Here is an 18,149-nt window from a genome sequence, read left to right as displayed (position 1 = left end):
GCTCAGTCTATGAAAATATTCATTGCCGCTAACCCAACCGACGCACACTTATTATGCGAATTACTCAAGCAAGCAGGAATAATCTGTGATGTACGAGGTGAAGGATTGTTTGGCCTGCGCGGCGAATTGCCGCTCAATGATGATACTGCTCCGTATATCTGGCTCTTTCATCCTGAACAGCTGGCACAGGCCCAAGCACTGATTGAAGAATACACACGTCCGGCTGCCGACAGCAAAACGGCGGCATGGCGTTGTCACTATTGTGGTGAAATGAATGACGCGCAATTTGCCCTCTGCTGGCAGTGCGGAAAAGCTGACCAAGAGTAGCGAGAGCAACCACGGTCAGCTCTGCACAAGCGATCTGGTGATGCTCGGCGAAACAGCAACATGCTGCTGAATAAAACCAATTGAAACCTGGTTGAAGTGCTCAGGTTGCTCAACGTTACACACATGACCGCAATCAGGTATCTGGTATAATTCACTGTGACGGTGCGCAGCAACCATCTCTTTGACCGGCTGAATAAACATATAATCCTTCTCTCCCATCAGATAGAGCGTAGGAATCGCACTGTCCTTCTGTTTGAAATAGCCCATCAGCGGATTGACATCAGCCGCGAGAGTAAACCAACGTTTAAACTCTTTCTGACACAGCTTTTTCGCTTCACGAATAAACAAGTGGCGTGACTCTTTCTGACTGCGCTGCGGCATGACAATGTAGGCAAATAAACGATACAGCCACATGTAGGGAATGATGTGCTGGCCGAGGCGTCCGAGCTGAACCAGTATCTGAGAGCGGGCATTAAAGCGGGTAACCGCCCCGCCCAGCACCATAGACGAAATCCGGTCAGCCGACACTTCCGCAATATTACGCACTATGATGGTCCCCAAAGACATAGCAACAAAGTGAGCAGTGCGGATATGCAGGTGATCCAACACACACAGGACATCCTGAGTCACGGAGTGGAAGGTATAACGATGAGAGATTAACTCTTTGAGCAATTTGCCGGACTTACCATGCCCGCGCAGATCAATCAGCAATAAATTGAAGTGCTGTTTATAGGCTTTAATTTGCTTGAACCAAATCGACGAACTGCCTCCGGCACCATGCACAAATACCACCCACTCCGAGCTGAATGGATGCAGATACGTTTTATGGAACAAAATGTTGTCAGACATTAGTAACAGGCTCAGTAATCACTCGCGCACAGACTACCATAATCTGCGCCAGCGTAAGTCATCCAACACCGACAACTGTGCACAAAACAAACCACTTACCATAAAAAAACGGAATGCTTTCACATTCCGCTCATAAACCTTGTCGATTCAACACCAGATATCCGAACTCTGCTTTGACAGCAGTGCAACCGGGCAGCTCTTTAAAGACGGATATCGGCCTTTATCTGCGTCGGGTTAATCAAACCGGGCCAGACGATACATCTTGACATATTCCAGCGCCGACTCGCTCCAGCTGAAATCGGTGCCCATCGCGCGCTGCTGCACTTTGAGCATCTCATCGGGATGTTGCAGGTAAAACAGCAAAGCACGTTGCATTGTAATCAGCAGAGCTTCAGGTGACGGCTCCTGAAAGCCAAAACCGGTCGCCTCATGCGGGTACTTGTCATAATCATGTACTGTGTCTTTCAGCCCGCCAACCTCACGTACAATAGGCAAGGTACCGTAAGCCATACTGTAGATTTGGTTCAGACCACAGGCCTCGAACTCTGATGGCATCAGGAAGAAATCTGAGCCAGCTTCGACCAGGTGGGCAAACCGGTTGCTGTAGGCTTCGACAAACGCAAACTTATCAGCGTGAGCTGCGGCAATCTTATGCAGCTTAGCCGCAACTTCAGGCTCACCAGTCCCCACAATCACCAACTGCACATCATTACGCAGGAACTGCGCAAGAATTGGCAGAATGTAGTGAAAGCCTTTCTGATGAGTCAGACGACACACCATGCCAAACATCGGAATATCGCGTTGCGGTAATTGCAGTTCAGTTTGCAATGCGGCTTTGCTGGCGGCTTTACCGGCAAGCAAAGAATCCGTTTCGGCTGTGTATGTCTGAGGCAGGTAGCTATCGGTTGCCGGGTTCCATTCTGAATAGTCACAGCCATTGACAATGCCGTGCAAATCACGGGCACGATGGACAAAATCATCAACCAGACCGTGCGAGCCGAGTGGTGTCAGCAACTCCGATGCGTAGTTCGGGCTAACCGCATTAATCTTATCGGCAAACGCAATACCGGCGCGCAACATGCTGATGTGATCATGACCATATTGCAGAAATTCCATTCCCGATAAATTCAGTTCCGGGATAACTTCCAGCTGATGGTAAGAAAAAATCCCCTTGAAGATGGCGTTGTGGATGGTCAGGACACTCTTTACATCCTCAAAATACCCATCATCCTGATAGCGGGTTTTGAGCAAAAAGGAACCAGACCGGTATGCCAGTCATTAGCGTGGATAATATCCGGTTTGATACCCAGTTTAGGCAGTACGTCCAGACAGGCGGAAGAGAAGAAACCAAAACGCTCTCCATTGTCCGGATACGCCTGGTTGCCCTCAGCATAAAGCTGAGGACGGTCAAAATACTGGTCGCAATCGATAAGATAGACCGGCACACCATCGAGTTCACGCTGGCGTACCTGATAACGGATATGCGGCCAATGGGTCAGTTCGGTATCAAGGATCACCGGAGCTGAATCTTTGTCTGCAACTGTGCGATATCCAGGCAGTACAATCGCCACCTGGTGACCAAGTTCAGCCAGTGCTTTAGGCAGTGCCTTAGCGACATCCGCTAAGCCACCACTCTTCACCAACCCTTCGGCTTCTGATACAACAAACCAAACATTAATGTGTTCAAGGTTAGAATCCAACTTTTGTTCCTTTTGCTATGACAACGATCCCCTCGTCGGACACATGGAAACGTTGTCTGTCCAATTCCAAGTCTTCGCCGATAACAGTCCCTGGGGCGATCTCCACATTTTTGTCGATAATGGCGCGCTTAACTGTGCAGCCTGCACCAATTTTCACGTCTCCCAAGATAACAGATTCACTAATGTAAGAGCCAGTGCCAATGTTACTGCGATACCCCAAAACCGACTTATAAATCTTCGAAGCCTGGATGTAGCTGCCGCCTGATACCAGGCTGTCTTTAATGGTGACCTTCTTATCCCCAACATCGACAAAGGTAGCCGGTGGCAGTGGTGGATAATAGGTATGCAGCGGCCAGCTACGGTTATACAGAGAGAATGGCGGCTCTTTATCAAGCAGATCCATATGCGCTGACCAGTAAGACTCTATCGTACCCACATCGCGCCAGTAGCTTGACTCCTTCTCACCCTTGATTTTATTGGTAGAAAAATCGTACACGTACACTCCGCCTTCCGGGAACATCTTCGGAATGATGTCTTTACCAAAGTCATGACTGGAGTTTGCGTTCGCGGCATCCTGACGTAATTCGTCGCATAAAATTTCGGTATCAAAAATGTAGTTCCCCATTGATACCAGCGCCCACTCCGGTTGACCCGGAATGGATTTAGGGCATTCAGGCTTCTCTTCAAAGCCAACCATCAGCCCCTCTTCATTGACTTCGATAACCCCGAACGAGGATGCCTGCGAAATAGGCATACGAATCGCAGCAACAGTCATACGAGCTTCCTGACGACGGTGGTAATCCAGCATCTGACGAATGTCCATCTTGTAGATATGATCAGAGCCAAAAATACACACCTGATCCGCCTCTGAGATTTCGACAAAACGCAGGTTCTGATAAATAGCATCTGCCGTGCCTTCATACCAGCGTTTGCCATCGCGCATCTGGGCAGGAATGGTATCAATAAAACGGTCACGAATACTGGAGACATTCCACCCTTTTTTCATATGCAGGTAGAGTGATTGAGATTTAAACTGCGTCAGTACGTAGAGACGCATTATATCCGCGTTGACGAAGTTATTCAGCGCGAAGTCAATCAATCGGTAACTGCCACCAAACGGCACGGCAGGTTTGGTTCTGGAAGCGGTCAGCGGCATCAGTCTGGAACCTTCGCCACCGGCTAAAATCATACCTAGTACACCAGTCATTATTATTCTCCATTTTTTGTATTGCGCTCGTCATATCTGAAAAGTGGGGGGATGACGGCGTTTTCCTTTCAACCGGCAACATTACATACAGCTAGCAGATACGTGGGGAAACGCAAAATGCAACCAGTTAGTTATCTACTTTATCTAAACCGTACAGGAATACAATTCAGGAATCAGCATTCTCTAATGGAATCTGTTGTTGCGTTTCCAACACCTAATAACGCTCACAAAATAGAGGGTTATTACTACCTAAAAACTAACAATTCCGTTACGGCTTTCGCCTAAAGTGACGAACTTTCAACCAGCAGTGTAGGAGTGAAATGTGACAGAGGATACCGTCAAGTGACGATGTTCATAACCAGGTCAGAAAATTGCGACACAAACTCACTTTTACCCGGTATAACAATGATAAAAAAGGCAGCCGATTGGCTGCCTGCAGATATGTATAACACACTGGTTTACAATAACCCGTTATTTGGCGTTCTTACGCTTATCCGTGATTTCCCACTTACCGTCGTTAAACAGCGCCGTCCATCCTGACGGTTTGCCGTCATCTTCAGTACGTACGTAATGCTCTTTACTTTTACGACTGAAGCGGACCACTGCCGGACGACCATCCGGGTCATGAGTCGGCGCATCGGCCAGATAATGGAATTTCTCTGAAATACGATCTTTGTATTTCGCCAGCTCCTCTACCAACGGCGCACGGGTTTCCCGTGATTTCGGGAAGTTGCTTGCCGCAAAGAACAGACCTGACGCGCCATCACGCAGAACAAAGTACGCGTCTGAGTTCTCACACGGTAACTCAGGGAAGTGAACCGGATCTTCTTTTGGCGGTGCCACTTCTCCGTTTTTCAGAATCTTACGTGTGTTCTTACAGGTTTCGCTGGTGCAATCCATGTATTTTCCGAAACGGCCGTTTTTCAGCACCATATCAGAACCACATTTGTCACACTCAACCACAGGGCCATCGTAGCCCTTCACCTTAAACTCACCCTTCTCAACAATGTAGCCGTCGCAGTTCGGGTTGTTACCACACACATGCAACTTACGCTTATCATCGATAAGGTACGCATCCATTGCGGTTTCACAGATAGGACAACGCTTCTTGGCACGCAGTGCAGCGGTTTCAACGTCTTCTTCCAGAACGTTGATAATGCCCTCTTCATCGCCTAAGTTGATCGTTGTCTTACAACGCTCTTTCGGTGGCAGCGCATAACCGGAACACCCCAGGAACACACCGGTCGAGGCCGTACGAATCCCCATCGGGCGCTCACAGGTCGGGCAAAGAATATCGGTCATCACGATATGGTTCGGCTTCATACCGCCGTGATCTTCATCCTGCTCAGCTTGTTCCAGATTGTGGCTGAAGTCTTCAAAGAAGTTATCCAGCACACCTTTCCAGTTGGTTTCACCTTCCGCTATCTGGTCCAGTTTCTGTTCCATGCGGGCGGTAAAATCGTAGTTCATCAGATCTTCAAAACTGTCATCCAGGCGGTCGGTCACGATCTCACCCATCTTCTCAGCGTAGAAACGGCGCTGATCAACTTTGACGTAGCCACGATCCTGAATGGTCGAGATGATGGATGCGTAGGTTGAAGGACGGCCGATACCACGTTTTTCCAGTTCTTTAACCAGCGCAGCTTCGGTGTAACGTGCCGGCGGCTTAGTAAAGTGCTGTTTCGGATCCAGTTTTTCCAGAGCCAGAGTTTCACCAACCTGGACCGCTGGCAGAATCTGGTCTTCATTTTTACCCAGAGGACGCTGTACGCGAGTCCAGCCATCAAATTTGAGAATACGACCTTTCGCTTTCAGCGTGTACTCGTCCGCTTTAACGCTGACGGTGGTTGAATCGTATTTGGCCGGCGTCATCTGACAAGCGACAAACTGGTTCCAGATAAGTGCATACAGTTTGTGAGCGTCCGCTTCCATCCCTTCCAGGTCTTCCGCTTTAACGGACACGCTTGAAGGACGAATCGCTTCGTGCGCTTCCTGAGCACCTTCTTTGCTGCCGTAAACGTTCGGCTTACCAGGCAGGTAGGCATCACCAAATTCACTGGTAATGTAGTCACGTACCGCGCCTACCGCCTCTGAACTCAGATTAGTCGAGTCGGTACGCATATAAGTGATATAACCCGCTTCATACAAACGCTGAGCCAGCATCATGGTTTTCTTAACACCGTAGCCCAGACGCGTACTGGCCGCCTGCTGCAGGGTTGAGGTGATAAACGGCGCCGACGGTTTACTGCTGGTTGGCTTGTCTTCGCGCTTACACACTTCGTAGCGCGCTTTTTGCAGCGCAGCTACTGAAGCCATGGCATCGGTTTCGTTAGACGGTTTGAAGGCCATACCGTCTTTCTGAGCCACCAACAGACGGAATGCTTCGTGACCCGGTGTCAGAGTGTCAGCGTGGATATCCCAGAACTCTTCCGGTACAAACGCTTTAATTTCGCGCTCACGCTCCACCAACAGTTTTACCGCCACAGACTGAACGCGACCGGCTGATAGGCCTCGTGCCACTTTTTTCCAAAGCAGCGGTGACACCATAAAGCCCACCACGCGATCCATAAAACGACGGGCCTGCTGAGCATTCACGCCAGCCATGTTCAACTCTCCAGGCTGCTGGAAAGCTTGCTGAATGGCGTTTTTAGTGATTTCGTTAAACACAACACGTTTATATCGCTCTTCATCGCCACCGATGATCTCACGAAGGTGCCAAGCGATAGCCTCTCCCTCGCGGTCCAAATCGGTTGCGAGATAAACGCTGTCTGCGTCTTTCGCTAACTTTTGCAGTTCGGCAACGACTTTTTCTTTGCCGGGTAGAATCTGGTAGTTGGCTTCCCAATCATGGTATGGGTCAATACCCATTTTCTTGATCAGTGCAGCACGGTCCTTCTCTTTCTTCAGGCGTGCTTTTTCTTCTGCACTTAGCTCTTTGGTTGAGACAGGTGCGGCTTTCTTTTTCGTCGCCGTGCTTTGACCGGCGGTTGGCAGATCGCGGACATGACCGACACTAGACTTAACAATAAAGTCTTTGCCAAGATATTTATTGATCGTTTTGGCCTTGGCTGGCGACTCCACTATAACGAGTGATTTACCCATAATTTGACTCAAATGTCCTTAATCACTATGCGAACAGTAAATCGCATGACGTTCTACAATATTGCTTCTTTTTTTACTATCGAGCCGAATAAAGAGAAGATCAACAGGTTTTTAAAAAAATCCACTTATTTGCTCGACAAATCGACGAAACCTCACCCGTCGCAGGAAATCCCGCACATACTAAAATGACTTACTCGGCAGCGCGACTGCAAACAGGTGAAATATGGAACAAATCACAGATTAGTCAAATGCACCATTCTCATTTTTCCTGTTTTTGATCATGGTATTTGCGTGTCACAACCCTAAACTGGCAACACATGACTACCGAGGAGACAAGTTATGACTAGCAAAACTCACATCAGCGAATTCGATCTGCTGCTCATCGCCAACCAACTGATTCAAGAGCATGAAAATTACATCGAGGGCATGCGCGCAGATAGTGTGGAAGAGAAAGCCGATGTTCTGGTGTTCAAAGGAACTTACTTTCTCGATTCAAACGGTATGCCGACCGAAAAGACAACAGCGGTGTTCAACATGTTTAAATATCTGGCTCACCAACTCTCTAACGAGTTTACGCTGCAAAAATAATAAAAGCCTCTTAAAGAGGCTTTTATATCAACAACTTTGTGTAACTAATTTTAAATTAATTTTACTCGGCGTGACTCAGCTGAGCAAACTTATCGAAGTAATCCGGGAACGTCTTCGATGTACACTTAGGATCATTGATGGTGACAGGCGTATCGCTCAATGCGACCAGTGAAAAACACATCGCAATGCGGTGGTCATCATAGGTGTCGATCGCAGCGTGCGTCAGTTGTGCTGGTGGCGTGATGGTAATGTAATCTTCACCCTCCTCCACTGTCGCACCGACTTTACGCAACTCGGTTGCCATTGCCGCCAGACGATCTGTCTCTTTGACTCGCCAGTTGTAGACGTTACGAATCGCAGTCGTCCCGTTGGCAAACAGTGCTGTAGTCGCAATGGTCATTGCTGCATCCGGAATATGGTTGAAATCTAAGTCAACCGCATTCAGCTCACCACGACGCGCGATAACGTAATCTTCGCCCCATTCAATTTGTGCACCCATTTTTTCTAATGCGTCAGCAAACTGAATATCACCCTGGATACTGTTTTTACCAATCCCGGTCACTTTCACCTGACCGCCTTTAATTGCGGCGGCAGCAAGGAAATAAGAAGCCGAGGATGCATCGCCCTCCACCATGAAGTTACCTGGCGAAACATAAGACTGACCTGCAGGAATCACAAACTGCTGATAATCATTATTAACGACCTGCACACCAAACTGTTCCATAATGTGCAGCGTGATATCAATGTATGGTTTAGAAACCAGCTCACCTTCGATATTGATGGTAATCTGCCCCTGCGCCAGCGGAGCTGACATCAGGAACGCCGTCAGAAACTGACTGGAGATTGAGCCGTCGATCGATACGCTGCCGGCTTGAAGACCTGTACCCTGGATACGCAACGGAGGATAATTTTCATTTTCCAGATAGTCGATTTGAGCGCCGGCCTGACGCAGTGCATCAACCAGGTGGCCAATCGGACGCTCTTTCATGCGCGGCTCGCCGGTCAGGAGAAAATCCCCCTCGCCCAGGCACAGAGCGGCTGCCAACGGGCGCATCGCTGTGCCTGCATTACCTAAAAACAGTTCCTGCACATCAGTGGCGGTAAACGGCTTACCTAATCCTTCCACTTCGCATTCAGTTTTGTCATCAGACAGGCGGAATACCACCCCCAGCTTAGTCAGGGCATTCAGCATATGACGGATATCGTCACTGTCGAGCAGGTTAGTCAGGCGGGTTGTGCCTTTAGCAAGCGCTGCCAGCAGCAACGCGCGGTTTGATACACTTTTTGAACCTGGCAGGTTCACTTGTCCGTCAATTTTTGCAATGGGTTGTAAAGTGAGGCTTTCCATTAAAGTTGTGTTTCCTTGCACTGCCGCTACTCCTGTCTTGTGCAATGATCGTTACGGCAGTGAAAATTCTTCGTATCCGCAGACTAACCAAAATCCCCCCCCAATGCCAGTGTTAATCGGGGCTTTGAAATGAAATTCTGACGGTTTGCGCTTGGGTCAGTACATTGTTCGCTATCACGCAGTACCAAACGCGTCTCACATCTCTTTATCAACCCGCACTCCGTCATTAAAATAGAGGATACGTACCCGATCACCGGCGGCAAACAGCATCTGGTTATCAATGTCCTGAATAACGTCAATCAATTGGCCATCCTCGGTCTTAATCAGGATTTCAACCAGACGGTATTCAACCTGATAACTCTGATCGCCCTGATGACGGACGATACCCGCTCCGGCAATAGCACCAACCGCTGTCGCAACCTGTCGTCCGTGCCCATCACCGAACTGATGGCCAATCAAACCACCGACGACTGCACCAAGCAGGGTTTCCCAACCATTCGCCTTAGAATGGACAATGTCCTGCTGAGAGATGTAACGTACTGTATCTACAGTACCAAACACCACCTCATTTACCGGCCTTGCCTGATTTCGCTGATAGGCAGCATTGGCAAAGAGAGGAAAAATCAATAAGATCCAAATCCACTTGTTCATGTTTTACTCCTGTCGGGTTCTTGATTACCGGAAACGCTTACTATGACGATTTATCTCACCGAGTTAGCCAGGGATGATTTTAGTTTTCCATCCCCCTACCTTGCTCTGCAAGAGCCAAACGGCCTGCTGGCTTTTGGTGGCGATCTGCACCCAAACCGGATTCTTAACGGCTACCAGAACGGTATATTTCCCTGGTATGGCCCGGGCGAACCGATTTTATGGTGGAGCCCGTCTCCACGTGCTGTGTTTGATCCTAAGACATTCAACGCCGCCAAAAGTGTGAAAAAATTTCAACGTAAGCACGCTTATACCGTCAGTATTAATCACAATACGCCCCATATCATCGATATGTGTGCCGCCGTGCGCACACCTGAAGAAACTTGGTTGAATGGCGAAATGCGTCAAGCTTATAAGCAACTGGCGCGTCAAGGACATTGCCATTCCGTTGAAGTGTGGCACAACCAGCAAATTATTGGTGGCCTGTACGGCATTCAGGTCGGCAGGCTCTTTTGCGGCGAATCAATGTTCAGTCTCAAACCGAATGCCTCGAAGATAGCACTATGGTATTTCTGCCACCATTTTGCCGCTCATCGGGGAGAACTCATTGACTGCCAAGTGATGAACCCTCACCTTAAATCATTGGGTGCAAAGGAGTTATCCCGCGACAAATTCATGGATTTGTTGCTATCTTTAAAGAAACAGGACGTAAGCAAACGTTGTTTTGAGCCCCAGTGGCTGCCTTGTCCGGCGCAAACAACGACTGAGGAATAAACATGAGCTCTGAGCTGCAAAATATTCGTATTGGACTGACCAGTAATCACCCGTGCAGTTACCTCAAAGATCGCATGGAACGTGTCGCTGTCGCTATCGACAGCCAGATGCAATCCGCCGAAAACTATGAAATTCTGCTGGCAAACGGATTCCGTCGCAGCGGCGATACCATCTATAAACCTCACTGTGATGCATGCAACGCTTGTGAAGCTCTGCGTGTCTCGGTCAGCGACTTTGTGCCATCCAAAAGCCAAAAGCGTCTGCTCAGCAAGATGCGTAGCGAATTTTCGTGGCAACTTAAACAGAATTTGGATAAAAACTGGTTTAGTCTCTATTCGCGCTATATCAAAGCACGTCACCGCGATGGTACCATGTACCCACCGCGTAAAGATGAATTTGATAAATTTGCCCGCAGCGCCTGGTTAGATACCCGCTATTTGCATATATACCACCAGGATAAACTGGTGGCCGTCGCAATAACCGATATCCTTCCCCACAGTGCCAGTGCGTTTTACACCTTTTTCGACCCGGACCATCCGCTGTCGCTGGGCACGTTGGGCGTGCTGACCCAGTTGGAGCTGTGTAAACAGCTGGATAAACAGTGGCTTTATCTGGGATATCAAATTGATGAATGTCCGGCAATGAACTACAAAGTACGTTTCAGACGTCATCAAAGGCTAGTAAATCAGCGTTGGCAAGGGTAGAATACTGCCCAACTTTACATATTGTTTAATTAGCGGCAGAATGCGGCCGTTAATATTTGCCTAATTTCTAAAGAGGATTAAATGGCTAAAGAAGACGTAATTGAGATGCAAGGTACGGTCCTTGATACTCTTCCAAACACAATGTTCCGCGTTGAGCTAGAGAACGGTCACGTAGTGACTGCTCACATCTCTGGTAAAATGCGTAAGAACTACATCCGTATCCTGACGGGTGATAAAGTGACTGTAGAGATGACACCATACGACCTGACAAAAGGGCGCATCGTCTTCCGTGCTCGTTAATCATTGATTTTCGAATGCAACAAAAACGGAGCTTAATGCTCCGTTTTTGTTTTTCGGCCCACCGGGGCAGCTCGTCTTCCCCTGCTTGTATCGTCCGCTATTGAGTCTGCGAGTTCCCTACAGAGCTACGATGCCTCTCTGCAAAGAGCTGACAAACCGGCAACCGGATGATTCACACAAGCCGATAGCCCGTGTTCTGTACTACTTGAATTGGCTGGCAAATCGAACAGACTGTCCAGATCCGAAACACAAAAAAGCGCACTGATTTCAGTGCGCTTTTTGCATTTATTGCAGATAGGTCAACCTGGCTCGATGACAAGTGAATCAGTGAACCACTTCTTCGCGGGTTCCCATGTATTCAAAGGTCAGGTTATCGTCACTCAGCGCAACTTTCACCGTACCGCCGTCAACCAGTGAGCCGAACAACAATTCGTTCGCCAATGGTTTTTTCAGTTTATCCTGAATAACACGGCCCATTGGGCGTGCACCCATTTCACGGTCATAGCCCTTGATTGCCAACCAGTGACGAGCATCTTCGGATACTTCCAGAGACACGCCACGAGCATCCAGTTGGACCTGCAGTTCGACAATAAATTTGTCGACCACTTGATGAATAACCCGTTCATCCAGCGCGTTGAACCAAATAATATGGTCAAGTCGGTTACGGAACTCAGGTGTAAATACCTTCTTGATCTCAGCCATGGCATCATGGCTATGATCTTGCTGGATCATCCCGATCGATTTCTTCACGGTTTCTGCCACACCGGCGTTGGTCGTCATCACCAGGATCACATTACGGAAATCCGCTTTACGACCATTGTTGTCCGTCAGCGTACCGTTATCCATCACCTGCAGCAGCAGGTTAAAGATATCCGGGTGAGCTTTCTCAATCTCATCCAGCAGTACCACCGAGTGAGGGTGCTTAATCACCGCATCCGTCAGCAAACCACCCTGGTCGAAACCAACGTAACCCGGAGGCGCACCAATCAGGCGGCTCACAGAGTGGCGTTCACCGTACTCAGACATATCAAAGCGCAGCAGTTCAATACCCAGCAACTTAGACAGCTGGACTGTGACTTCTGTTTTACCTACCCCGGTCGGACCGGCGAACAGGAAGGAACCCACCGGACGATTGTCCGAGCCCAGCCCTGCACGGGTTAACTTGATGGATTCGGTCAGTACGTCAATCGCATTATCTTGTCCGAATACCAGCATCTTCATTTTGCGGTCCAGATTTTTCAGGATGTCTTTATCAGAAGACGACACTGATTTTTCCGGAATACGCGCCATTTTTGCGACCATGGCTTCAATTTCAGCCACACCGATGGTTTTCTTACGACGACTGGCTGGCAGCAGACGGATTCGCGCACCGGCTTCATCAATCACATCGATAGCCTTATCTGGCAGGTGACGCTCATTAATGTATTTCGCCGACAACTCAACAGCCGCACGCAGTGCTTTGTTGGTATAGCGGACGTCGTGGTGCGCTTCGTATTTAGGCTTTAGCCCCATCAGAATCTTGGTGGTGTCATCCAAAGATGGCTCTACCACATCAATTTTTTGGAAACGGCGCGATAACGCACGCTCTTTCTCAAAAATGTTGCTGTATTCCTGATAAGTCGTCGAACCGATACAGCGCAGTTTACCGCTGCTCAGCAGAGGTTTAATCAGGTTAGCGGCATCAACCTGGCCACCCGATGCTGCACCCGCGCCAATAATAGTGTGGATTTCATCGATAAACAGGATAGCGTCTTTCTCTTTTTCCAGTTGTTTAAGAATCGACTTGAAGCGCTTCTCAAAATCGCCGCGGTATTTAGTACCCGCCAGCAGAGAGCCGATATCCAGCGAGTAAATCACGCTGTCTTTGATCACTTCAGGTACCTGGCCTTCAACGATACGCCATGCCAGACCTTCAGCAATCGCCGTTTTACCAACGCCGGCCTCACCCACCAGCAGCGGGTTGTTCTTGCGGCGGCGGCACAGCACCTGAATGGTTCTTTCCAGCTCCTTGTCACGGCCAATCAGCGGGTCAATCTTACCTTGTTTGGCCAGATGATTGAGGTTAGTGGCAAAGCTTTCCAGACGTTCGTCTGCACTCACCTCTTCACCGCTCTCGGTACCGAAAGAATCGGATGAAGAGTCTTCGCCGGAGCTGGACGCTTTGGTGATGCCGTGTGAAATAAAGTTAACAATATCCAGACGACTGATGTCGTTTTTCTTTAGCAGGTAAGCTGCGTGAGACTCTTGCTCACTAAAAATGGCGACCAGGACATTAGCTCCGGTCACTTCGCTACGCCCGGATGACTGAACATGGAAAACGGCACGCTGCAAAACGCGCTGAAAACTCAGCGTTGGTTGTGTCTCACGCGTCTCGTCATTTTCCGGGATGAGGGGCGTCGTTTGATCGATGAATGTATCCAGCTCACGACGTAATGTGTCGATATCAGCCTGACACGCCAGCAGTGCTTCCTTCGCGGCATCGTTTTCCAACAATGCGAGTAGGAGGTGCTCGACGGTCATAAATTCATGTCTTTTGTCCCGCGCTCGAGCGAACGCGCCATTTAGACTCGACTCTAGTTCTTTGTTAAGCATAAGGCCTCCTTAAGGAACAACCACATCGTCGTCGCAAGTTCTAAGCTTGCTCCATGGTGCATAACAGTGGGTGCTCATTTTCCCTTGAGTACATTGTCACCTGTGCGACTTTCGTCTCTGCAACCTCTGCAGTAAATGTGCCACAAATTGCTTTACCTTCGTAATGCACCTTGAGCATTACCTGCGTCGCTCGTTCGATATCCATCGAGAAAAAACGTTCCAGGATTTCGATGACAAAGTCCATCGGTGTGTAATCGTCATTGTTTAACAATACGTTATACATAGCCGGTGGCTTGATCCCTGTTTCTTCTCGCTCCAGTAGTTCTGAGCCCGGAGACACCCATTCAAAGTTTTTGCTCATGACGGCCGTTATTCAGACTGTTTCTCAAATCAATAACCTATTCAGTCCCATTCACAACACGGTTTCATAACCTAACATGCTGTCACTTCAGGTGAAAAACAACCCTTAATTAGAGACTAATGCAGCAATTGTATCGCTGCAAATAAAAGATTGCTATTCAGTGCCATCACCCATGCATTTGAACAAAAAGCAACCGTCAATATGCAAATAAACTCACAATATGCTTCGCTATTTGCAACTGTCAAAATTATCAAATTAGCAACCTGCCATTAACAAATTGCAAATTACTCACCAACATGTGCCATAAGTTTGAGTTACGTACGACCAATAGTGATTTACTTATAAAACTACATATCTTTATACGGTTTTCCTATTGACTGTGTTCAATCATTGGCTACATTGGTCAAATAGTGACTAAAAATTTGGCAGCGGCTAAATGGCTATTCACTACTTGGAGAGCTCACGACGATGGAGAACAAGTGAGTTTTCTCTTAAACAACATCAGTAACGAAAATGCATGAGGGATGTAAAGCATGGCTACAGGTACAGTTAAATGGTTCAACAACGCCAAAGGATTTGGATTTATTTGTCCGGAAGGTGAAGACGGAGACATTTTTGCCCATTATTCAACGATCCAGATGGATGGCTATCGGACGTTGAAAGCGGGCCAGACAGTATCGTATGAAGTTGAACAAGGCCCTAAAGGTTACCACGCCAGCAGCGTTGTACCGATTGAGGGTCAACAAGCAAAATAATCGCTGCCAAAAGATGATAGATATTTTGTTCGGTAAGCGTTACCGACTGCCGTAAAAAGAACACCCGCCATATGGCGGGTGTTCTTTTTATTACATCTGATACATCTGAGCGTTGACTACCGTGAAACCGTTACCCGTATGTGAGTAACGGTTACTTGTATGTGAGTAACGACTCCGTGTCAGGTATTACGCACGATCGATGATGCTGTTCAGAGTCGCACTTGGGCGCATAACAGCGGATGCTTTTTCAAATACCGGTGCATAGTAACCACCCAGGTCAACACTCACACCTTGCGCGCTGTTCAGCTCAGCAACAATGCTTGCTTCGTTGTCTTGCATCTGTTTCGCGATTGGTGCGAATTCTGCGGCCAGGTCGGCATCTGCAGTCTGCTCAGCCAGAGCTTGTGCCCAGTACATAGCCAGATAGAAGTGGCTGCCACGGTTATCCAGTTCACCCACTTTACGTGAAGGAGACTTGTTGGTATCCAGGAACTGACCGGTTGCTTTGTCCAGTGCATCCGCCAGCACTTGAGCTTTAGGATTATTGCTGACTTCGCTCAGATGCTCCAAAGATGCAGCCAGAGCCAAAAATTCACCCAGTGAGTCCCAACGCAGGTGGTTCTCTTTCTCTACTTGCTGAACGTGTTTAGGCGCAGAACCGCCCGCACCGGTTTCGAACAGACCGCCACCGTTCATCAGAGGAACAACAGACAGCATTTTCGCTGAAGTACCCAGTTCCAGAATCGGGAACAGGTCAGTCAGGTAGTCACGCAGAACGTTACCAGTGACAGAAATCGTATCCAGCCCCTCTTTAATGCGAACCAGAGAGTACTTAGTCGCTTCGACTGGCGAGAGGATCTTGATTTCAAGACCCGCAGTGTCGTGCTCAGGCAGGTACTGGTTCACTTTCTTAATCAGCTCTGCATCGTGTGCGCGAGCTTCATCCAGCCAGAATACCGCTGGTGCACCCGTTGCGCGAGCGCGGGCAACCGCCAGTTTAACCCAATCCTGGATCGGTGCATCTTTCACCTGGCACATACGGAAGATGTCGCCAGCTTCAACCGCTTGTTCCAGCAGCACGTTACCCGCCGCGTCTACAACGCGCACGCTACCTTCAGCGTCGAGGATGAAGGTCTTATCGTGTGAGCCGTATTCTTCTGCTTTCTGCGCCATCAGGCCGACGTTTGGTACGCTGCCCATAGTGGTTGGGTCGAAAGCACCGTTTTCCTTACAGAATTCAATCACGGCCTGGTAAACACCTGAGTAGCAGCGATCCGGGATCAGTGCTTTAGTGTCTTTCTGTTTACCATCCGGGCCCCACATCTGGCCGGAAGACCGGATCATGGCTGGCATAGAGGCATCAACGATGATGTCGCTTGGTACATGCAGGTTGGTGATACCACGGTCTGAGTCAACCATCGCCAGTGCAGGCTGGGTTTCATAAACCGCTGCGATTGCCGCTTCGATCTCAGTGCGCTGGGCTTCTGGCAGAGTCTGGATCTTCGCGTATACATCACCCAGGCCGTTGTTCACATCAACACCCAGCTGTTCGAACAGCTCGCCGTATTTAGCAAATACCTCTTTGTAGTACACTTTAACCGCGTGACCAAAAATCACCGGGTCAGAGACTTTCATCATCGTCGCTTTCATGTGCAGAGACAGCAGTACATCCTGGCTCTTCGCTTCAGCGATCTCTTTCTCGAAAAACTCAACCAGAGCTTTCTTGTTCATTACTGTGGTATCGATGATTTCTTTATCTTGCAGTGCAAATGGTTTTTTCAGCACTTTGCTTGAACCATCTTTACCAACAAATTCAATTGAAACCTGAGTGGCTGCATCGACAGTCAGTGACTTTTCGCTGCCGAAGAAATCTTTGTCGTCCATGCTTGCAACATGTGACTTAGAATCTGCAGACCAGGCCCCCATTGAGTGCGGGTTCTTCTTCGCATAGTTTTTCACTGATGCAGGCGCACGACGGTCTGAGTTACCTTCACGCAGTACAGGGTTTACCGCACTACCTTTGATTTTGTCGTAAGTTGCTTTGATCGCTTCTTCTTCGTAAGTGCTTGGCTCATCTGGGTAGTTAGGCAGGCTGTAGCCTTTTTCCTGAAGCTCTTTGATGGCTGCACGCAGCTGAGGAACAGATGCAGAGATATTTGGCAGCTTGATGATGTTCGCTTCTGGAGTCTGAGCCAGGTCACCCAGTTCAGCCAGTGCATCACCGATACGCTGGTCTTCTTTCAGGTGCTCAGGGAAGTTGGCAAGAATTCGGCCTGCTAACGAAATGTCACGCGTCTCAACGTTGATACCTGACGATGCTGTAAATGACTGAATGATTGGCAGCAATGAATAAGTGGCTAGTGCCGGAGCTTCGTCAGTGATGGTGTAGATAATTGTAGGTTTTTCTGTAGGCATGAACTTTCCCTATTTGTTCTAACAGCGCAATGAATTGCATCACACTGTGTGAATGTCCGTACTCTGTTGACCCCTCCTGCCCAGCAGGAAGCGCCGTCCAACCAGGGTACGATAATCCCACTTTTTCAAGTCTCGGTCTTCAAGTCCCGGGCCGAACACGATGAATCTGCGCGTCCGTCCAATACCCAGTCGCTTTGTCGCTGCTTTGATGCCGACGCCGCGCTCCCTGTCCTCAATTCTATACAACTCAATTCCATACAATAAGTTGCTTTTGAGGGCCGATGCGCTTCTGGTCTGACAGCAGATCCAATGACTTGGGATACAGTCCGTGAGTGAAGGCAGTTATAATTAAACAAAACTAAGATAATAGTCTATCATCTTGTTCGTCATTACTGTTTTCGGGCGCGCAAATAATAGCTTAAATCCGCCCGTCTGGAAACTTTGAAATACAAGTCATTCACATTTTTGCAAGGTACTTA

General features: G+C 48.6%; 14 protein-coding genes and 1 pseudogene. 6 read left to right on the top strand and 9 right to left on the bottom strand.

Annotated features, from left to right (window positions below; all coding sequences use genetic code 11):
• The first annotated feature begins 9 nt into the window (after window positions 1-9).
• Window positions 10-327 carry a putative signal transducing protein gene (locus tag KNV97_RS09520; protein WP_136484467.1) on the top strand — a complete coding sequence of 106 codons (318 nt, stop codon included), beginning with the start codon at window positions 10-12 and terminating at the stop codon, window positions 325-327.
• 15 nt (window positions 328-342) lie between these two features.
• Here the strand turns inward: KNV97_RS09520 and KNV97_RS09515 are convergent, their stop codons facing one another.
• The 4 genes and pseudogenes from KNV97_RS09515 to topA form a co-directional block, all read right to left on the bottom strand.
• Complete coding sequence (locus tag KNV97_RS09515) at window positions 343-1,176, bottom strand: alpha/beta fold hydrolase (protein WP_136484466.1); 834 nt, start codon at window positions 1,174-1,176, stop codon at window positions 343-345.
• Between the two features lie 234 nt (window positions 1,177-1,410).
• Window positions 1,411-2,876: pseudogene (glgA, locus tag KNV97_RS09510) on the bottom strand (glycogen synthase GlgA).
• Entirely contained in the window at window positions 2,866-4,083 is a 1,218-nt protein-coding gene (gene glgC / locus KNV97_RS09505; protein ID WP_136484464.1) for a glucose-1-phosphate adenylyltransferase, read from the bottom strand. The pseudogene glgA and the gene glgC overlap by 11 nt, the downstream one beginning before the upstream one ends.
• A gap of 471 nt (window positions 4,084-4,554) precedes the next feature.
• Window positions 4,555-7,185, bottom strand: a complete 2,631-nt coding sequence (gene topA / locus KNV97_RS09500; RefSeq protein ID WP_218562964.1) for a type I DNA topoisomerase — start codon at window positions 7,183-7,185, stop codon at window positions 4,555-4,557.
• 339 nt (window positions 7,186-7,524) lie between these two features.
• On the opposite strand from topA, the gene KNV97_RS09495 reads away from it, so the two are divergent.
• Entirely contained in the window at window positions 7,525-7,773 is a 249-nt protein-coding gene (locus tag KNV97_RS09495; RefSeq protein WP_136484462.1) for a YciN family protein, read from the top strand.
• 61 nt (window positions 7,774-7,834) lie between these two features.
• Here the strand turns inward: KNV97_RS09495 and aroA are convergent, their stop codons facing one another.
• Together aroA and KNV97_RS09485 are read right to left on the bottom strand one after the other, a co-directional pair.
• Complete coding sequence (gene aroA / locus KNV97_RS09490) at window positions 7,835-9,121, bottom strand: 3-phosphoshikimate 1-carboxyvinyltransferase (protein WP_136484461.1); 1,287 nt, start codon at window positions 9,119-9,121, stop codon at window positions 7,835-7,837.
• A gap of 195 nt (window positions 9,122-9,316) precedes the next feature.
• The gene (locus KNV97_RS09485; protein ID WP_136484460.1) at window positions 9,317-9,772 is read right to left on the bottom strand and encodes an outer membrane lipoprotein; all 456 of its coding nucleotides are present in this window, start codon (window positions 9,770-9,772) and stop codon (window positions 9,317-9,319) included.
• 42 nt (window positions 9,773-9,814) lie between these two features.
• Here KNV97_RS09485 and aat point away from each other — a divergent pair, with 42 nt between their 5' ends.
• The 3 genes from aat (at window position 9,815) to infA (ending at window position 11,547) form a co-directional block, all read left to right on the top strand.
• The gene (gene aat / locus KNV97_RS09480; protein ID WP_136484459.1) at window positions 9,815-10,543 is read left to right on the top strand and encodes a leucyl/phenylalanyl-tRNA--protein transferase; all 729 of its coding nucleotides are present in this window, start codon (window positions 9,815-9,817) and stop codon (window positions 10,541-10,543) included.
• Window positions 10,544-10,545: 2 nt separating this feature from the next.
• A complete protein-coding gene (locus tag KNV97_RS09475; protein ID WP_136484458.1) occupies window positions 10,546-11,247 on the top strand; it encodes an arginyltransferase in 702 nt (233 codons plus the stop codon).
• A gap of 81 nt (window positions 11,248-11,328) precedes the next feature.
• Window positions 11,329-11,547, top strand: a complete 219-nt coding sequence (infA, locus tag KNV97_RS09470) for a translation initiation factor IF-1 (RefSeq protein ID WP_006075347.1) — start codon at window positions 11,329-11,331, stop codon at window positions 11,545-11,547.
• Window positions 11,548-11,871: 324 nt separating this feature from the next.
• Here infA and clpA read toward each other — a convergent pair whose 3' ends face one another.
• The gene (gene clpA, locus KNV97_RS09465; RefSeq protein ID WP_218562963.1) at window positions 11,872-14,139 is read right to left on the bottom strand and encodes an ATP-dependent Clp protease ATP-binding subunit ClpA; all 2,268 of its coding nucleotides are present in this window, start codon (window positions 14,137-14,139) and stop codon (window positions 11,872-11,874) included.
• Window positions 14,140-14,179: 40 nt separating this feature from the next.
• Window positions 14,180-14,500 carry an ATP-dependent Clp protease adapter ClpS gene (gene clpS, locus KNV97_RS09460; RefSeq protein ID WP_136484456.1) on the bottom strand — a complete coding sequence of 107 codons (321 nt, stop codon included), beginning with the start codon at window positions 14,498-14,500 and terminating at the stop codon, window positions 14,180-14,182.
• A 533-nt stretch (window positions 14,501-15,033) separates the two neighbouring features.
• Between clpS and cspD the strand changes: the two genes are divergently transcribed.
• On the top strand, window positions 15,034-15,255 hold the full coding sequence (gene cspD, locus KNV97_RS09455) for a cold shock domain-containing protein CspD (RefSeq protein ID WP_136484455.1): 222 nt from the start codon (window positions 15,034-15,036) through the stop codon (window positions 15,253-15,255).
• A 186-nt stretch (window positions 15,256-15,441) separates the two neighbouring features.
• On the opposite strand, the gene KNV97_RS09450 is transcribed toward cspD, so the two are convergent.
• Window positions 15,442-17,670, bottom strand: a complete 2,229-nt coding sequence (locus KNV97_RS09450; RefSeq protein WP_136484454.1) for an NADP-dependent isocitrate dehydrogenase — start codon at window positions 17,668-17,670, stop codon at window positions 15,442-15,444.
• Between the last annotated feature and the right edge of the window lie 479 nt (window positions 17,671-18,149).

Origin of the sequence: Vibrio ostreae (assembly GCF_019226825.1) — a bacterium.
GTDB lineage: Bacteria > Pseudomonadota > Gammaproteobacteria > Enterobacterales > Vibrionaceae > Vibrio > Vibrio ostreae.
Note: the sequence above shows the minus strand (reverse complement) of the source record. Positions and strands in the feature narration are given on the sequence as shown.